This is a genomic window from Nesterenkonia alba DSM 19423 (assembly GCF_000421745.1).
Taxonomy (GTDB): Bacteria; Actinomycetota; Actinomycetes; order Actinomycetales; family Micrococcaceae; genus Nesterenkonia; species Nesterenkonia alba.
In genome coordinates, this window is record NZ_ATXP01000009.1 from 17,877 (window position 1) to 33,627 (window position 15,751).

Consider the following 15,751-nt stretch of genomic DNA (forward strand, 5'->3'; position numbering starts at 1 on the left):
TACCCGCCGTCTGGCCTTAACGGGCTTTGGGGGTGTGGACCCGCGTCAGCCGCAACAGGGCCCGGGTGACCTCCGCGCCGGTGGCCTCCGGTGGCAGGTAGGCGGTGCGCTCCGTGCCGGCGAAATCCTCCACCACGCTCAGCAACTCCGCCTCCCGGGTGATGAGGTGACTGACCACCCCGGCCAGGGCATGGTCGACGTCGTCGGCTCGCCGCACCTCAAGCACCGTGGGGATGCTCTGGGTCTCCGCGCAGATCAGGCCCGGCACGTACTGAGGTGGAATGCGACCGGGGGCCGGATTCTCAGCTGGAATGTCGACAACGACGACGTCGACCCCTCGGCTGAGCTGCCCGGTGCCCTGATCTCGACTCACCTCTTCCACATGCAGGATCCGTGGCCGGAGCGTACTGCGGACCAGGCGCCCTGTTGTGCGCACCGCACGCCGAACCCGCCGGAGGGCCGGATCCAACCGGCGGGCGGCCCACGTGGTCTCTACAGGTTTATCCGGCATCGGCCACTCCCCGGGGATCGGTGTCGGTGAGGACATCGGCGTAGTCCTCCAACCACAGGGCGAGCATGCCCAGTCCGCGCAGCAGGTGCTGGGGCCGGGTGCTGTTCAGTGTGCGCTGCCAGGTGACCAGCCCTGTGGGATCAGCCGGGTCGGCTTCAGCCAGTCGGCGGGACAGCAGTGTGTACACCGGGCTGGTACCGATGAGCTGAGCCAGATACCCAGCCCCCTCCCGGCTGGCGATGCGCCGCTTGTGATGATGCGTGCCCAGCAGGTCATCAGCAGTGGGTACACCCTGTAGCCGGGCATCGGCGGTGGTGAGCAGTTCCGGGTACCAGCGGCCGTCAGTTTTAGCCTCGGCGGGCAGTTCCATGGCGCAGCGGATCGCCGGGTCGGTGAGCATGGGCGTCACGGTCGGCTGTGCGGAGCCGAGAACCTTGGTCGGGGCCAGGGAGATGCCCGGCACGGTACGGATCAGATAGGAGGTCAGTGTGTGGCCGTTGGGGTGCCCGGTATAACGGCGGGCAATGGGCCAGGCACGTTCTGCAGCCCGGGCAGTGAGGGTCTGCGCTGCATCTGCTGAGAGCACGGCACCGGCAGCGTGCAGATAGTGCGATCGCGCCTGAATCCGGGTGGTGGCCAGCTGAGTACTGGCCGTGCCCGGTGGGTCGGCGAAGCCTCCTCCGTAGAAGACACCCCCACCGATACCGTCAAACACCGTTCCCGGCGTTGCCTGTGCCAGTTGCCGGGCTGCGGGCATCAGCCACACGTGGAAGGAAGCCTGATGGTCCACAGCGTCGGCGTAGTGGGCGAAATCCCGGCCGAATTCGCTGTACCGCCCGACAACCACCCGGTGATCCACCCCAAGGGTGTGGGCGACGTCGGCGGCGACGATCTGCTCCAGGGCTGAGCCGGTGTCCGAACTGGTCGACCAGCCGGTGACCGGCACGGGCGCATCAGCGTGCCGGGCCGCCAATGCGGTGAGCAACCGGGAATCCCGCCCCCCGGAGAGCATCGGGTGGGCCGCAGGGCCTGCCTCAGTGCTCAGATGTGGGCGCATCACCGCGGTGAAGTGTTCGATCACCTCCGCGGTGGCCTCGGCCACCGAAGCTCCAGCCCGAGGTTCGTAGTCTTCCCAGGGCCAGTGTTCCCGACCCAGTCGGGGTCCCTGGTCGGTCAGTTCGACGTACTCCATGGGCTGCAGCCGGCGGATCCGGGTGAAGGTAGTCGCCCCACCCAGGGGTGCACCGAAGGCGAGGATCTCCGCCCAGGATTGCCAGTCCGGGGCAAGTTGCTCGGCGGTTTGAGCCAGCCACCGCAACCGGGTGGCGAAAAACACTGCCCGGGTGGTGGGCAGCACGTAGACCACACCCGCTCCGGAGACATGACCGTGCACCAGTGGCCACTGCCCCGGCTCGGCCCGGACTCCGCAGGCATCGGCCACCCGTGCCAGCTGTGGCCAGGGCTGGTTGAGCTGGTGGCCGTCAGGCGCCCCGGCTGTGGTCCATCCGGCAGCCAGGTGGTTTTCCCCCTCGACCAGTCCCAGGGCGTCGGTGCCCCAGACCATGATGTTCTCCCCGGTGTGCCGGCGGGTGAAGGTCACTCCTTCGGTTTCTGCGCAGGCGGCAATCTGCTGGGCCCGCTGAGTATCAGCGGGCAGATCCGCGCTGAGCACCCCGCACACCGCGGTCAGTGCAGTACCGTGCCCGGTGTGGTTCATCCTTCGCCTGCCTCAGGCTGTTCTGATGCGGGCGGCTGCACCTGAGGCGGGGTCACCGCGAAACGTGCCAGCCGCTGCAGATGGGTCTGCGGTCCGCACCCTTGAGCGAACTGTTGCCCGGTGCGGGACTGCTGGAGGAAGCGGGCGACGTCGTCCCGGTAGGGTGCGATGACACTGAGCACCTCATCGGGTTCTGCATAGAGAGCGGCCTCAGCGTAGATCGCCTCCAAGTAGGGCGGTAACACCACCACGCAGCCGGCGGCCATCGCCTCGATAATCGCCCGCCCGTAGGCCTCCCGCCAGTCCGGATGGTGCATGTAAACCCAGAAGTCCACCCCCGCGAGGAACGCATCAGGCTTTTCAGCTCCGAAGTCGGCCACCTGCCAGGTCTGCGGCACCCGCCCGAGGATCTGTTCGGGCACCTGCGCTCCGCCGAGAATCTTCACCTGGTAGTCCTCACCCTCCGGATAGGCGGAGAGGATCGCCTCGGCGGTCGCCGGCCACTTCTCCCGTTGGGGCCTGGAGTGCCGTCCGATGACCGGAGGTCGGCCGGTGAAACCCTCCCGGGGGGTGAGTCGGACTGGTTCACCGAAAATATTGACCCAGTCGCCGTCGTCGAGCCGCACTGCTGCACCCTGCTCGGCGATGCTGGTGCGCACCACCGGGCTGATCGGTGCCCAGACCGGGTCGGTGCCTATCATGCGCTTCAGCTCGGCGTTCACGCCAGCGACGTCGTAGTGCCACTGCCCTGCGGCATCAACTGCCGGGTGATTGGCCACCACCACCACGTGCTCGGCCCGGATCCCGGAGATATCCACCGGGGTGGTCGCCAACACCTTGGGATGCCGGATGATGAGTACTTTCGCCTCCAGCTGCTGCCGCGCGGAGACAATATGCACCCCGGGCAGGGACATCACGCCGCGGATATGGTCACTAAACCCTGTAGTCAAAGATGTGATGCCGCTTTGGGCGTGGATCAAAGCGGTCCTCAGCCCTGCGGCCGACTGCGCCCGGGCTTCCTGCGCCATGGAGGCTGTGGTCCCCCCGGGCAGACGCAGATCACTGAGCATGGCGACGTCGACCCGTTTCACCCCCGTCACACCGGTGGGTTCCTGTTCTCTCAGGAGTGCTTCGTACTGGGCACTGAGAGTGTTGACCTCCCCGGCGAGCACTGTGAGTTCGTCACGCAACCGGGACAGCTCATCACCCCGGGCCCTGCGGTACAGACGCCCGGCTGCACGGCGCAGCGGTGTGATTCGACTCATCGGTGGCCACTCTATCCCGGCTGCAACCGGCAGGCACCGGGGGCCGATAGGCTGGCATCCATGCACGCCGCACCCGAGGGTCCCGTAGGGACGTTCATCACCGAACAGGTCCTACCGTTCTGGGATGAACTCAACGAGTTTCCGCTGGTGCGTTCACATATGAGGTTTGTGCTCAGCCAATTGGAGCGCCGCGGGTTCAGCGTCACAGGCTTCCGCAATATTGGCCGGGTCTTCATGCACAGCAATCGGGTCGCCGGGGGCAGTTTCGGCCGGCTGACCACCCTGGTCAGCGATCAGGCCGCCGAGGCCGCCGAATCCAAGTGGCTCTCTCGCCAGTACTTCACCGCCGCCGGGCTTCCAGTACCCACCGGGGAGCTCTTCACCCGGGATCAGTACGACGACGCCGCCCGCTACGCTTCCTCCGCGACCGTTCCTCTGGTGCTGAAGTCAGATCATGCCCGCCACGCTCAAGGTATGACCTTCGGTATCACCGGAGCCGAGTCCTTCCAGCAACCCTGGGAAGCGGCTGTCCACGCCGGTCAAGAGCACGCCCACTCCGAGGGTGAGGTGCTGCTTGAGGAGTTCCTCGAGGCGCTGACGGTGCGGTTCTTCATCATCGGTTCGGCCCCACGGGCGGCCACGGTACGGGTCCCCTTGTTTGTGGTGGGTGACGGGCGGCGCAGCATCCGTGCACTGCTGCAGGCCAGTTTTGACCATCGTCGGCGCAACCGAGCCTTGGAGTTGTCGATCCCGGAGATCACCGAGGAGCTCGTCGAAGGGGCTGACCTCAACGCCGTTCCGGCCCGTGACGAGCTGCGGATCCTCAGCCGCGCCCCGGCCGTGCTGCGCGGTGCCCTGCCGGTGGATGTCACCGAAACGATCAGCCAGGACCTCACCCAGCTGGCCGTGGACGCCGCCGCAGCCATTCCCGGCCTGACCGTCACCGCAGTCGATGTACTCACCCCGGATCTGGACTCGGCCGATGAGGCGGTGGTACTCGACGTCGACCCGCGGGCGAGTCTGCGCATGCACCGGTACCCCGCGGTGGGCACGCGCCGGCTGCTGCCCGGGGCCATCGCCGATCAGATCAGGTTGCGCGCCCGGTTCGCGGACCGACCCCGGGAGACGGGGTTGTTAGACTGGGACGAACCTGAGTGAGAGGTCCCGGGACGGAACCTCTGAGGAAGGGACGCCTTTTATGACCCAGACTGACCCCCGCACCGCGCCTGCCAATGGCCGGTCGGGTCAGCAGTCCAGTGCGCCCACATTCAGCATCGGGGCCCGCCGCATCGCGCAGGTGAACGGCTCCAAGCTGGTGCGGGTCGGTGCCCGGCTCTCCCTGGGGCAGTACATCAAAGAGCTCTGGCAGTTCCGGCACTTCCTGTTCTACGACTCCCGTTCCCGGGTGTCCTCGCAGAACAACTTGGACTCCATGGGCCGGGTGTGGATGCTGGTAAACCCGGCCCTGCAAGCTCTGGTGTACTTAACGATCTTCGGCATCATCTTGGAGACCAGCCGTGGTGTGGTGAACTTCATTGGCTACATCATCATTGGGGTGTTCACGTTCCGGTTCATTACCGGGGCGGTCACCGGCGGGGCGGATTCCATTGCCCGGAACCAGCGGGTGGTGCAGTCCTTCAACTTCCCGCGGGCCGCGCTACCGATCTCGGCGACCATTCGGGAACTCTTCGCCAGTGTGCCGGTGTTCTTCATGATGGCGGTGCTGGTGTATTTCCTCGGCGACTATGAGATCGGCGGTCTGGAAGAAGGGGTCCAGCCGATCCACTTAACCTGGCACTGGTTGTTGTTCTTCCCAGCGATCTTCTTAGCTCTGCTAGTCATGACGGGGCTGGGACTCATGTTGGCGCGTATGGTCAACGCGCATAATGACATCAAACACTTAGTACAGATCGGTACCCGGATCTGGTTCTACGCTTCCGCGGTGATCTTTGGGGTGGACCGCTTCTCTAATCTTGGCCACGACTGGATCATCACAGTGATGCACCTGAACCCGGCGTTCTGCGTGCTGGATATCATCCGTTCCGCTTGGCTCTACGCGGAGTTCCCCGACCCCTACCGCTGGGTGGTGCTCTCCGCCTGGGCGGTCGGGGCCATGGTCATCGGGTTCATCGTCTTCTGGCTGGGCGAAGAGTCCTACGGGAAGGAACGATGAGCGCACCGGTCAACGGCTACACCCCACGTCGAGCAAACTGGCTGGCCAGCCCCGCGGCGAAGACCACTGAAGGCTACGACGTCGACCCAGAGACTCTCGACGACGGCTTCGGTGAGATCGAGGAGATCGCCTGGGATGACGCTCCTCTGACCCAAAGCGCACCGACGATCGAGAAGATCGACCCGAAGAAGGTCTCCGTCGTCGTCGATGGGGCGGCGATGACCTACCGGGTGCGTTCTTCCAATGAGTACTTGAAATCCAAAAAACGCGTGGCCCGGGAGGTCAAGCGGGTGTTGGGCTCCGGGTGGCTGGAGATCCCCGCCCTGGAGGAAGTCAGCTTTGTGGTCAACCGCGGTGAGACCGTCGGTGTCATCGGTACCAACGGGTCCGGTAAGTCCACCCTGATGAAACTGCTCACCGGGAAGATCCGCCCCACCGCTGGGGAGGTCTATGCCACCTCCACCCCGGTGATGCTGGGAGTCAACGCCGCGCTGGTCAAGGAGATCTCCGGACGGGAGAACATCAAACTCGGCTGCCTGGCCATGGGGCTCTCCCCCAAGGAAGCCGAGCAGAAATTCGACATGATCGTGGAACTCTCCGGACTGGAGGATGCCCTCGATATGCCGTTGAAGGCGTACTCGGCGGGTATGCAGTCCCGGCTTCAGTTCGCCATCGCCACCGCTGTGGACCCGGACATCCTGCTCATTGACGAGGCCCTGAACACTGGGGATGCGCAGTTCCGCGCGCGGACTAAGAAACGCTTGGACCAGGTGCGCTCTCAGGCTGGCTGTGTGTTCCTGGTGTCCCACTCGCTGGGGACCATCAAACAAATGTGCACCCGGGTGATCTGGATCGAACAGGGTCGGCTTCTGGCCGACGGTGATCCTGAGTGGGTCTGCTCCCAGTACCAGGAGTACACCGACCACAAATCCAATGGGCGGGTGCGCTCAGCCCAGATCGTCTATGACCGGACGATGCTGAAGCTCGCCCCGGTGCAGATCGAATTCACCGAGGGCACCCGACCCACCCGCGCCGGCGGGGCCAGAGCCAACTGAACCGCTTCCCCCGCCTAGCGGTCACCGCGTGGGGGACCTCACCCTCGCTCGCCGCACACCGTCGGCTTCAGCCAGTGCTCAACAGCCCAGTTCGACCGGCTGTGGCTCCACAATGCAGCTAGGCCGGCTGCGGATCAGCGTCGCGGACCCGTGCCAGGCACCGGTTTAACGCGGTGGTCAGTTGCTCTGCCGCGGCACTCTGCGCGGCAGCTTCACCGCTGTGTTCACGCTCGAGGGCTTCCAGCTCCGCGAGGGCTTCTGCGGGTTTACCCGCAGCCAGGTACACCTCCGTGAAAGCCTCCACTGCCGGTGGGAGCAGGTCGGGGTGTTGGGAGTATCGCGCTAAACGCAGGGACTCGGTGACCGGGGCTTCTGCCTCCTGCGCCCGGCCGAGTTCCACCAGCGCGAGCGCGGACCACCGTGCCCCGGTGCTGGCATCGGGGGTCTGCCCCAGGGCTGCGGCCTCCTTCCACCGGGTCTGTGACCAGACGTGGACCTTCTCCCACTGGCGGCGCTGCTGGTGGAAGACCGCCAGAGCGTTGGCGGCCTGGACGGCTTCGCTCTTGAGGCGGTGGGTTTCGGTGTAGTCGCGCAGCTGGTGCAAAGCCGCCTCTTCGGCGTCGTCGTCACCCTGTTCGCGGGCGGCCCGGCAGGCCAACTCCGCACCCGCGTGACCGATCTGCACCGGGTCCCAGGCCGGCTCGGTGGGATCAACCCGCACCCGGGGGCCCTCTGTGGTGGTGATGACCCCTTCGATGAGTTCATCGGCGTCGTCGTAGTGTCCGGCGTCGATGAGCTTTTCGGCCGCATCGAGCTCGAGCGCTTGGACCACGGTGACCCAACCGTGCTGGGGGTCCGGGTGGCTGGAGAACCAGCGGGCCACATCCTGGTGCAGCCGGATGATTCCGGTGAGGTCACCGCGTTGTTCCGCCTTGCCGTACTTCAGCAGAAAGCGCATCAGGTAGCTGCGGTGCCTCAGCGGCAGGGTCACCACCCCGGCGGCGCGGTGTGCGGAGTCGACCCGATGCTGGTTCAGAGTACGTTCGGCACTGGCGGCGAAATCCGCATCGATCTCACCCACCCCTGGGAGGTCTTCCTGTTGGGCGATGCGCTGCAGGGCCTGGGCCTCGGCCCGACTCAGCCCCGTTGCGCCCTCTAAAGTGGCCATGAAACTCAACAGCGCCCCCGCGTAGGCCGACCAGTCCCGGCCCGGTGCCACCAAGTGCTCGATCGTGCCGTCCTCGCGGAATGTCACCGCGGTGATGAGCCCGGTCAGTTCCAGGGGGACTTGCTGAGCAGCCGGGGCTTCAAGCGCGTCAACCAGGAACTGGTACCGCTGACGGGTGCCTTCAGCACCATCCGGGGGCAGAATGACGATCGTCTTGGGCAGCAGTCCCATCTCCTTCAGCTGCCCGACCTCCCAGCTGAGCCCTTGGGTGCGTCCGGCCACCACGATGAGCGCTTTCGTTTGGGCTGCGGTAGAGCGGATCGCTTGCTGCCAGGTGTCATCCGTCCAGTAGGTGCGGGAGGCACCCAGGTGGGGGATCTTCTCTCCCGGGCGGCCGATGGCCACCAACTCGGTGGAGCGGGAGAGCATTGCGGCGGCGAACTCTTCGAACCGGCGTCGTCCGGGTACAAAGCTCCACCGAGGCCCGAGCCCGGCCATGGGAGTGCGCAGTTCGAAGGTGTCATCGTCAAAGGACCGGAGAAACAGGGTGTCTTCAGTGGAGGCTTCTGTGGCGAAGCGGGCTTCCCGGTGTTTCATCGCCCGGCGTTCCAACCAGGTCACCGGCAGGTAGCAGTAGGTGATGAGCAGGAAGGAGGCGACCAGACAGGCCACCGCAACCGTCCAGTGCCCGGCGTCCTGGTTCAACCGGAGGATGCCCTCATAGGCGAGCACGACGCCGGCGAAGACCAGTGCGCTCTTGGTCAGACAGGCCAGAACAAACAAGGCCCAGGAGTTCTCATAGGCGCGGGTCTCGGTGGTGCTGACCACCACAGAGCTGACGCTGTGCAGGGCCACGTAGCCGGCGATCAACGCCGCGGCGATCCAGGGTGCGAAACCGAGGATCAGCTGCATCGCCACGATGAGGATCACCGGGATCAGCGGTGCCAACTGGGATCGGCGCACCATGCGGCGCAGTTGGCGGGTGCCGCTGCGGCCATCTGCGCCCTGCGGGGTTTCGAGGTCTTTGAGAACGACTCCGGCCGATTGGAGCTCATCGAGCCACGGATCTACGGCCCTCCACCCGCCGGAACTGCGGAACCGGCGGCGTTCGCGGCTGCCCTGATCGGTCGCCAGGTCAGTGACGATATGGGCTACATACAGGCCGATGTAAAGATAGAGCCCGAAGCCGAGCATGTCACCAGTCCCCTCCCTCAGGTGGCGGGACTGGCCTTACCCGGAATCACCCGAACCAGATATTGATTTCTCTCTCTGCGGATTCTACCGAGTCGGAGCCGTGAACGAGGTTCTTCTGAACTTTCTCTCCCCAGTCACGGCCGAGGTCGCCGCGGATAGTACCCGGTGCTGCCGTCGTCGGCTCCGTGGAACCGGCCAGGGAGCGGAAGCCTTCGATGACCCGGTCGCCTTCGACGATGGCTGCGACGATGGGGCCGGAGAGCATGAACTCCACCAGCGGCTGGAAGAAGGGTTTGCCTTCGTGTTCGGCGTAGTGGGCAGTGAGCTGTTCTTCGGTGGCGCGGATCTGTTTCAGCTCGGCGATGCGGTAGCCCTTAGCTTCTACGCGGCGCAGGATCTCACCGGTGAGTCCGCGCTGGACACCGTCGGGTTTGATGAGCACCAGAGTGCGTTCGCTCATGAATCCTTCTCCTCACTGTCAGCCGGCAGGTCCTCGCCGGCGGCATACTCTTGTTCCAACCGGTATCTTTCCATCTTTTCGGCGTCCAACCGTTCCCCGGTGGTCACTGCGTACCACCAGCAGGCCAAAAAGCCCAGTCCGGGCAGCAACGCCATGGAGACGATGAGCCCCTCCCCGGAGACCATGGCGCCGAGGACGAAAACAGCGATCATGACGAACTGCAGCGCCCATCCCAGCGGGTAGCCAATGGGCCGCTGCAAGACCGCGCAGGCGGCCACCAGCACTCCGGCCAGCACCAGGGAAGCCCCGAAGAGCCACCAGGCGTACCACTGATGCTGGTTCAGCCCCCAGGCGGCCAGGCCAAAAAAGACCATCAGCGCAGCCTCCAGGCACAGCACACTGGAGGCAAAAAGCGTCTTCACCGAGCGAGGCGGTTTCGGTTGCTGACCAGATGGTTGGTTCTCTGGGGATGTCATTTACTTCACCTCCGCGCCGAGCAGGGTGCGGGCTTCGCCCACCAGAGTGATGGAACCGGTGATGAGCACTCCCCCACTGGCGGTGGCGCCGTCGTCGTCGATTCTGCCCACTGCCCAGTCGATCGCTTCATCCAGCCGCGCGGTGCTGTGGATGGCTTCTTCCCGGAACCCGGCATTCAGCGCCAGATCAGCCAGTTCGGTGGCGGGAATGGCCCGCGGGGAGGTCGATTCGGTGAAGCAGATATCGGCGACTAAGTCCCCGTAGTGTTCGAACAGGGTGGCCAGCATCGCCTCGGCGTCTTTCTCCTGAAGGATGCCGACGACGAGCACGAGCTTGTCCAGCCCGAAGCTTTCTTTCAGTGCCAGCGCCGAGGCTTCAAGACCGGCGGGGTTGTGGGCGGCATCGACGATGATCGCAGGGCCGGTGCGCAGTGTCTCCAGGCGGCCTGGGGAGCTGATGTGCTCGCAGGCCAGCTGGAGGTTCTCCAGGTTCAGTTCCTGTTCCCCGCCGCCGATGAACGCCTCCAGCGCCGCCACGGCCAGGGCGAAGTTCTCCGCCTGGTGGGCACCGTGTAGCGGCAGCAGCAGGTCCGGGTAGCGTCCGGCGAGCCCGTTGATGGTGACCTGCTGTCCACCGACACCGGGCAGTCGGGATTCGACGCCGAACTCCACCGCCTCGAAGGTAAAGGGCACCTGGGCTTCACGGGCGGCGCGCAGCAACACATCGGCGGCCTCAGGCACCTGGGCCGCGGAGACGAGGAACCCGCCGGGTTTGATGATGCCGGCTTTCTCTTCGGCGATCTCAGCTTCGGTCTCCCCCAGCATGGCGGTGTGGTCGGGGCTGATGGGGGTGATGACTTGCACCTGCCCGTGGGCGACGTTGGTGGCATCCCATGCGCCCCCGAGCCCGACTTCGAGCACCATGACATCGACGGGCTCGTCGGCGAAGATGGCGAAGGCCAGCACGGTGAGGCACTCGAAGAGCGTTAAGGGCACCTGCCCACGTTCGGCGAGCTTCTGGTCGGTCAAGGCGATGTAGGGGCGGATTTCGTCCCAGATGCGCACGAAGGTCTCATCGGCCACCGGTGTACCCTCGATGGCGATGCGTTCGGTGACTGACCCCATATGCGGGGAGGTGTAGCGGCCCACCCGCAGGTCGTGGGCCATCAGCCCGGCTTCGATCATTCGGGCGGTGGAGGTTTTGCCGTTCGTTCCGCCCACGTGGATCACCGGTGCCGAACGGTGGGGTTCACCGAGAATGTCAACGGCCAGTTGGACCGGTTCCAGACGCGGCTGCATATCCGATTCGGGGGCGCGGGAGAGCATCTCCGCGTAGACACTGGCCACGGAGAAGTGGTCCACCGGTTCCTGGGGTGTTCCGGGTGCGGGTGTCTCAGACATGGGAGTCCTCCACGACGACGACGTCCGCAGTGGTGTCGGTGTGGTCTGTGGCTTCGACCAGGTTCAGTTCCACAGTGAGGGTTTCGGCCTGGACCAGCTCGGTGTGTTCTCCGACCGCGGCGATCACCTCGGCTGGGGCGGTCACCGTGGTGGCGATCCGGTCGGAGACCTGCAGGTCGGCGTCCTTGCGGGCCGCTTGGATGGTGCGGATGACGTCCCGTGCGGTGCCTTCGGCTCGCAGTTCTTCAGTGATGTGGGTATCGAGGACTAAGAAGCCCTCATCCAGGGTGGTGACCGCGGTGTCTCCGGCGTCGTCAGCCACGGTGGTGGTCAGCTCGTATTCACCGTCTTGCAAGGTGATCCCACCGGCGACGACGGTCTCCCCCTCCACGTTCCAGTCACCGGATTTGGCGCCCTTGATGGCGTGCTGGACATCTTTGCCAAGCCGCGGCCCGGCGGCCCGGGCGTTGACGACCAGCTGCCGGCCAATACCGAACTGTGCTTCGCTGACCTCGGCAGCATCGAGTAGCTGAACCTGTTTAATGTTGAGTTCCTCGGCGATGATCTGCTGGTAGGTGCCGCTGAGGGCCTGGGCGTCAGGGACCACCACGGTCAGTTGGGCCAGCGGCTGGCGCACGCGGATTTTGGCCTGCTTGCGCAGCGCGGAGCCAGCGTGGGTGATGGCTCGGGTGCGGTCCATCAGCTCTACGGCCCGGTGGTCGGTGAGGTAGTCGGCCGGGTTCGGCCACTGGGCCAGGTGAACACTGCGGCCGCCAGTGAGCCCGCGCCAGATCTCTTCAGTGACCAGAGGCAGCATGGGGGCGGCGACCCGGGTCATGGTTTCTAGTGCGGTGTAGAGCACGTCGTAGGCGGTGAAGTCTTCGTCGTAGAACCGTTGCCGAGACCGGCGGATGTACCAGTTGGTCAGGGTTTCAGCGTAGCGACGCAGGGCGTCACAGGCACCGGCGACGGAGAATTCCTCCAGTGCGGCGGTGACCTCACGCACCAGGTCCCCGGTGGCGGCGAGGATGTAGCGGTCCAGGGGGTGGGCGACGTCGTCGGCATGTGCGATCTTCGCCTGGTACCCCGCTGTGTGGTTGGCCGTGTTGGCGTAGAGCGCGAAGAAGTGCCAGGCGTTCCACATGGGCAGCAGTACTTGCCGGACACCTTCGCGGATGCCTTCTTCGGTGACGATGAGGTTTCCGCCGCGCAGAATGGGTGAGCTCATCAGGAACCATCGCATGGCGTCAGACCCGTCCCGGTCGAAGACTTCGTCGACGTCGGGGTAGTTCTGCAGGGATTTGGACATCTTTTGCCCGTCGGAGCCCAGCACGATGCCGTGGGAGATCACGTTGGTGAAGGCGGGCCGGTCGAACAGTGCGGTGGCCAGGATGTGCATGGTGTAGAACCAGCCGCGGGTTTGGCCGATGTATTCGACGATGAAGTCGGCCGGGTGGTGGTGGTCGAACCATTCGCGGTTCTCGAAGGGGTAGTGCACTTGAGCGAATTGCATGGACCCGGAGTCGAACCAGACATCGAGGACGTCTTCGACTCGGCGCATGGTGGACTTACCCGTGGGGTCGTCGGGGTTGGGCCGGGTGAGCTGGTCGATCCACGGCCGGTGCAGGTCGGGTTCCCCGGCGGCGTTACGCGGGTAATCGCCGAAGGCTTCCTTCAGCTCCTCCAGGGAGCCGTAGACCTCGGTGCGCGGGTAGTTGGGGTCATCGGAGACCCATACCGGGATGGGGCTGCCCCAGTACCGGTTGCGGCTGATGGACCAGTCGCGAGCGTTTTCGAGCCACTTGCCGAACTGGCCGTGCTTGACGTTGTCAGGGATCCAGTTGATCTGCTCGTTGAGCTCGACCATGCGGTTTTTGAACTGGGTGACTGCCACGTACCAGGAGGTCACCGCTTTGTACATCAGCGGGGTGCGGCACCGCCAGCAGTGCGGGTAGGAGTGCACATAGGATTTCTCGCGGACTAGCCGCCCGTCGGCTTTGAGCCGGTTGATGATGGCCCGGTTGGCGTCAAAGGCCTGCACCCCAGCGATCTCAGCTAAGGGGGTATCGCCCGACGGCGTGGGTTCGGCAAACATCGGCAGGAACTTCCCTGCCGCGTCCACGGAGAGGATGACCGGCACACCGTGGTCTTCGGAGGAGCGTTGGTCTTCTTCACCGTAGGCGGAGGCCTGGTGGACCAGCCCGGTGCCGTCTGTGGTGGTCACGTAGTCTTCGACGACCACCTGCCAGGCGTGCTCGGTGCCCCAGGTCTCGGTGTCTGTGTAGTAGTCCCACAACGGCTGGTATTTCAATCCGCCGAGGTCACGCCCGGTGTAGCGGGCGACGATGGCTGAGGTGGCGGCCTCGGCGTCGTCGAATCCGAGATCCGCCGCGTAGGCGCTGACGAGGTCTTCGGCGAGCATGTGCCGGCCTGGCAGTGGACCCTCATCGGGAGCTTCGACGACGGCGTAGGTCACCTGGGGACCCACGGCCACGGTGAAGTTAGTGGGCAGGGTCCAGGGGGTGGTGGTCCAGGCGAGCAGGTTGACTCCGATGAGTTCCTGGGGGCCTTCGGTGATGGGGAACGTGACGGTCACCGAGGGGTCTTGCCGGTCCTGGTAGACCTCGTCGTCCATGCGCAGTTCGTGGTTGGACAGCGGGGTTTCGTCTTTCCAACAGTAGGGCAGCACCCGGAAGCCCTGGTAGGTGAGGCCTTTGTTGTGGAGCTGTTTGAAGGCCCAGATGACCGACTCCATGAACTCCACGTTGAGGGTCTTGTAGTCGTTTTCGAAGTCCACCCAGCGGGCGGAGCGGTTGACGTAGGACTCCCACTCTTTGGTGTATTTCAGTACGGAGTTTCGGCAGGCGTCATTGAAGTGTTCGATGCCCATGGCTTCGATCTCGGCCTTGTCCTTCATGCCGAGTTCTTTCATGGCGGAGAGTTCGGCGGGCAGCCCGTGGGTGTCCCAGCCGAACCGGCGTTCCACACGTTTGCCGCGCATGGTCTGGTAGCGCGGGACGAGGTCTTTGACGTATCCGGTGAGCAGGTGACCGTAGTGGGGCAGCCCGTTGGCGAACGGCGGGCCGTCGTAGAAGACGAACTCTTCGGCACCTTGGGCGGGGTCGCGCTGTTCCAAGGAGGCTTGGAAGGTCCCGTCGGCCTCCCAATACTTGAGGATGCGCTCTTCGATCTCGGGGAAACGCACGGAGGTGGGGACCTCGCGCTTCGGAGCGGAGGTCGCGCGCGGGTAGACGGGAGAGTCTGTCATGGAGTCCATCCTGCTTGGGCCGAACGTGGTCTTGACGGGCACTATCTGCACTTGCCGCAAGGACGCCAGGTGAGCTGCGGGGTCGAACCCTGCCGCTCCTATGGCGCGGTACCACCTTGCTTGCACGGCCCCGGTTCAACCGGAGTCGTGCCGCTCCATGACTGCTGTGACGGGCTTACCCGTGCGGTTCTACTCGGATGCGCACGACATCGCCGAACGCACCTTTTCTTCCGCAAGCTCCCCGGTGATGGCCGGATCGACGCCGCTGCCCACAGTGTACTAGAGGGCCATCACAGGACACCCAAACGGTCAGAGGCGGTCACAAGACAATGGCACCTGCCTGCACACACGTACAGGTCAGACTCGGGGTGCAGCCGGGCGGCTAAACCGCTGGGTCAGCCACAGCGCCAGTGCCACTGCCAGCAACACCACCCCGAAGATCAACGCCCCGATCCCACCGATGATGGCGAACACCCCGGTGAAGAGACTGCCGAACCCCTGGGAGTCCCCCACCGGAGCCAACACCACGGCCACATTCTGCGAAGCATCCAGGACATCTTCTCTCAGCTCCACGGTGTGGGTCCCACTCTCCTGGGGGGTGATGTCCCGGGCAGAATTCACCGACCACCCATGACGTGTGGCCTGTGTGCTGATCTCCGGCATGCGATCACGGACCATCTCACCATCCGGGCCGGTGACCTCCAGCTGGTACCGGCTAATCCGCGACTCAGCACCCCGGCCCGCCTCATAGACCAGATAAAAACGGTAATCCTGGTCCGCCGCGAGATCCGCCTCAAAGGAGCCCGGCACCTCGGTGTAACCGACCGCATCCGGCCCGGGGCCGCCGTCGTCGTCGATCAACCCGCCAGGAGTCAACCCAGAGATACTGAAGAACGCCACCACCAGGGCCACCACCCCACCCACAGTGAAAATCACACCAATCGCCCCGGTCCACGCGGCCGCAATCCGCAGCCCCCGGCCCGGCTTCCTCGAGGAAACGCCCGAGCCACCAGGCGGGCCGTAGCCCGGCCGGTGAGGTGGGATATTCGGTGGCACACTCATG

General features: G+C 65.0%; 13 protein-coding genes. 4 read left to right on the forward strand and 9 right to left on the reverse strand.

The features are described 5' to 3' along the window. Positions 1-16: 16 nt before the first annotated feature. The 3 genes from H578_RS0107795 to H578_RS14115 are packed head-to-tail and all read right to left on the reverse strand — an operon-like array spanning position 17 to position 3,493. Positions 17-511: a hypothetical protein gene (locus H578_RS0107795; RefSeq protein ID WP_022873137.1), complete on the reverse strand. Its 495-nt coding sequence runs from the start codon at positions 509-511 to the stop codon at positions 17-19. Next, positions 501-2,228: an asparagine synthase-related protein gene (locus tag H578_RS0107800; RefSeq protein ID WP_022873138.1), complete on the reverse strand. Its 1,728-nt coding sequence runs from the start codon at positions 2,226-2,228 to the stop codon at positions 501-503. The genes H578_RS0107795 and H578_RS0107800 overlap by 11 nt, the downstream gene beginning before the upstream one ends. Then, positions 2,225-3,493 (reverse strand): glycosyltransferase, encoded by a 1,269-nt coding sequence (locus H578_RS14115; protein WP_022873139.1) that lies wholly within the window; start codon positions 3,491-3,493, stop codon positions 2,225-2,227. The genes H578_RS0107800 and H578_RS14115 overlap by 4 nt, the downstream gene beginning before the upstream one ends. A gap of 60 nt (positions 3,494-3,553) precedes the next feature. Here H578_RS14115 and H578_RS0107810 point away from each other — a divergent pair, with 60 nt between their 5' ends. The 3 genes from H578_RS0107810 to H578_RS0107820 are packed head-to-tail and all read left to right on the forward strand — an operon-like array spanning position 3,554 to position 6,721. After that, the gene (locus H578_RS0107810; protein ID WP_022873140.1) at positions 3,554-4,651 is read left to right on the forward strand and encodes a hypothetical protein; all 1,098 of its coding nucleotides are present in this window, start codon (positions 3,554-3,556) and stop codon (positions 4,649-4,651) included. Positions 4,652-4,691: 40 nt separating this feature from the next. Next, entirely contained in the window at positions 4,692-5,666 is a 975-nt protein-coding gene (locus tag H578_RS0107815) for an ABC transporter permease (RefSeq protein ID WP_022873141.1), read from the forward strand. Then, entirely contained in the window at positions 5,663-6,721 is a 1,059-nt protein-coding gene (locus H578_RS0107820) for an ABC transporter ATP-binding protein (protein ID WP_022873142.1), read from the forward strand. Before H578_RS0107815 ends, H578_RS0107820 begins: the two co-directional genes overlap by 4 nt. 118 nt (positions 6,722-6,839) lie before the next feature. Here H578_RS0107820 and H578_RS0107825 read toward each other — a convergent pair whose 3' ends face one another. From H578_RS0107825 to ileS, 5 genes are read right to left on the reverse strand one after another with little or no spacing between them, the layout of a single operon-like run. Continuing rightward, entirely contained in the window at positions 6,840-9,083 is a 2,244-nt protein-coding gene (locus tag H578_RS0107825; protein WP_022873143.1) for a hypothetical protein, read from the reverse strand. 46 nt (positions 9,084-9,129) lie between these two features. Continuing rightward, positions 9,130-9,543, reverse strand: a complete 414-nt coding sequence (gene ndk / locus H578_RS0107830; RefSeq protein ID WP_022873144.1) for a nucleoside-diphosphate kinase — start codon at positions 9,541-9,543, stop codon at positions 9,130-9,132. Beyond that, positions 9,540-10,019 carry a DUF4233 domain-containing protein gene (locus tag H578_RS14120; RefSeq protein ID WP_022873145.1) on the reverse strand — a complete coding sequence of 160 codons (480 nt, stop codon included), beginning with the start codon at positions 10,017-10,019 and terminating at the stop codon, positions 9,540-9,542. The genes ndk and H578_RS14120 overlap by 4 nt, the downstream gene beginning before the upstream one ends. Further along, positions 10,020-11,420 carry a bifunctional folylpolyglutamate synthase/dihydrofolate synthase gene (locus H578_RS0107840; RefSeq protein WP_022873146.1) on the reverse strand — a complete coding sequence of 467 codons (1,401 nt, stop codon included), beginning with the start codon at positions 11,418-11,420 and terminating at the stop codon, positions 10,020-10,022. Continuing rightward, complete coding sequence (gene ileS, locus H578_RS0107845) at positions 11,413-14,688, reverse strand: isoleucine--tRNA ligase (protein WP_028464072.1); 3,276 nt, start codon at positions 14,686-14,688, stop codon at positions 11,413-11,415. The genes H578_RS0107840 and ileS overlap by 8 nt, the downstream gene beginning before the upstream one ends. Positions 14,689-14,845: 157 nt before the next feature. Here ileS and H578_RS16690 point away from each other — a divergent pair, with 157 nt between their 5' ends. Continuing rightward, entirely contained in the window at positions 14,846-14,971 is a 126-nt protein-coding gene (locus H578_RS16690) for a hypothetical protein (protein ID WP_281163351.1), read from the forward strand. A gap of 74 nt (positions 14,972-15,045) precedes the next feature. Here H578_RS16690 and H578_RS0107850 read toward each other — a convergent pair whose 3' ends face one another. Continuing rightward, complete coding sequence (locus tag H578_RS0107850) at positions 15,046-15,750, reverse strand: hypothetical protein (RefSeq protein WP_156837265.1); 705 nt, start codon at positions 15,748-15,750, stop codon at positions 15,046-15,048. Position 15,751 lies beyond the last annotated feature (1 nt).

What these genes read in the sequence shown, in the direction of transcription:
- H578_RS0107795 (WP_022873137.1), bottom strand. Translation starts at nt 511, where the DNA reads ATGCCGGATAAACCTGTAGAGACCACGTGGGCCGCCCGCCGGTTGGAT.
- H578_RS0107800 (WP_022873138.1), bottom strand. Translation starts at nt 2,228, where the DNA reads ATGAACCACACCGGGCACGGTACTGCACTGACCGCGGTGTGCGGGGTG.
- H578_RS14115 (WP_022873139.1), bottom strand. Translation starts at nt 3,493, where the DNA reads ATGAGTCGAATCACACCGCTGCGCCGTGCAGCCGGGCGTCTGTACCGC.
- H578_RS0107810 (WP_022873140.1), top strand. Translation starts at nt 3,554, where the DNA reads ATGCACGCCGCACCCGAGGGTCCCGTAGGGACGTTCATCACCGAACAG.
- H578_RS0107815 (WP_022873141.1), top strand. Translation starts at nt 4,692, where the DNA reads ATGACCCAGACTGACCCCCGCACCGCGCCTGCCAATGGCCGGTCGGGT.
- H578_RS0107820 (WP_022873142.1), top strand. Translation starts at nt 5,663, where the DNA reads ATGAGCGCACCGGTCAACGGCTACACCCCACGTCGAGCAAACTGGCTG.
- H578_RS0107825 (WP_022873143.1), bottom strand. Translation starts at nt 9,083, where the DNA reads ATGCTCGGCTTCGGGCTCTATCTTTACATCGGCCTGTATGTAGCCCAT.
- ndk (WP_022873144.1), bottom strand. Translation starts at nt 9,543, where the DNA reads ATGAGCGAACGCACTCTGGTGCTCATCAAACCCGACGGTGTCCAGCGC.
- H578_RS14120 (WP_022873145.1), bottom strand. Translation starts at nt 10,019, where the DNA reads ATGACATCCCCAGAGAACCAACCATCTGGTCAGCAACCGAAACCGCCT.
- H578_RS0107840 (WP_022873146.1), bottom strand. Translation starts at nt 11,420, where the DNA reads ATGTCTGAGACACCCGCACCCGGAACACCCCAGGAACCGGTGGACCAC.
- ileS (WP_028464072.1), bottom strand. Translation starts at nt 14,688, where the DNA reads ATGACAGACTCTCCCGTCTACCCGCGCGCGACCTCCGCTCCGAAGCGC.
- H578_RS16690 (WP_281163351.1), top strand. Translation starts at nt 14,846, where the DNA reads ATGACTGCTGTGACGGGCTTACCCGTGCGGTTCTACTCGGATGCGCAC.
- H578_RS0107850 (WP_156837265.1), bottom strand. Translation starts at nt 15,750, where the DNA reads ATGAGTGTGCCACCGAATATCCCACCTCACCGGCCGGGCTACGGCCCG.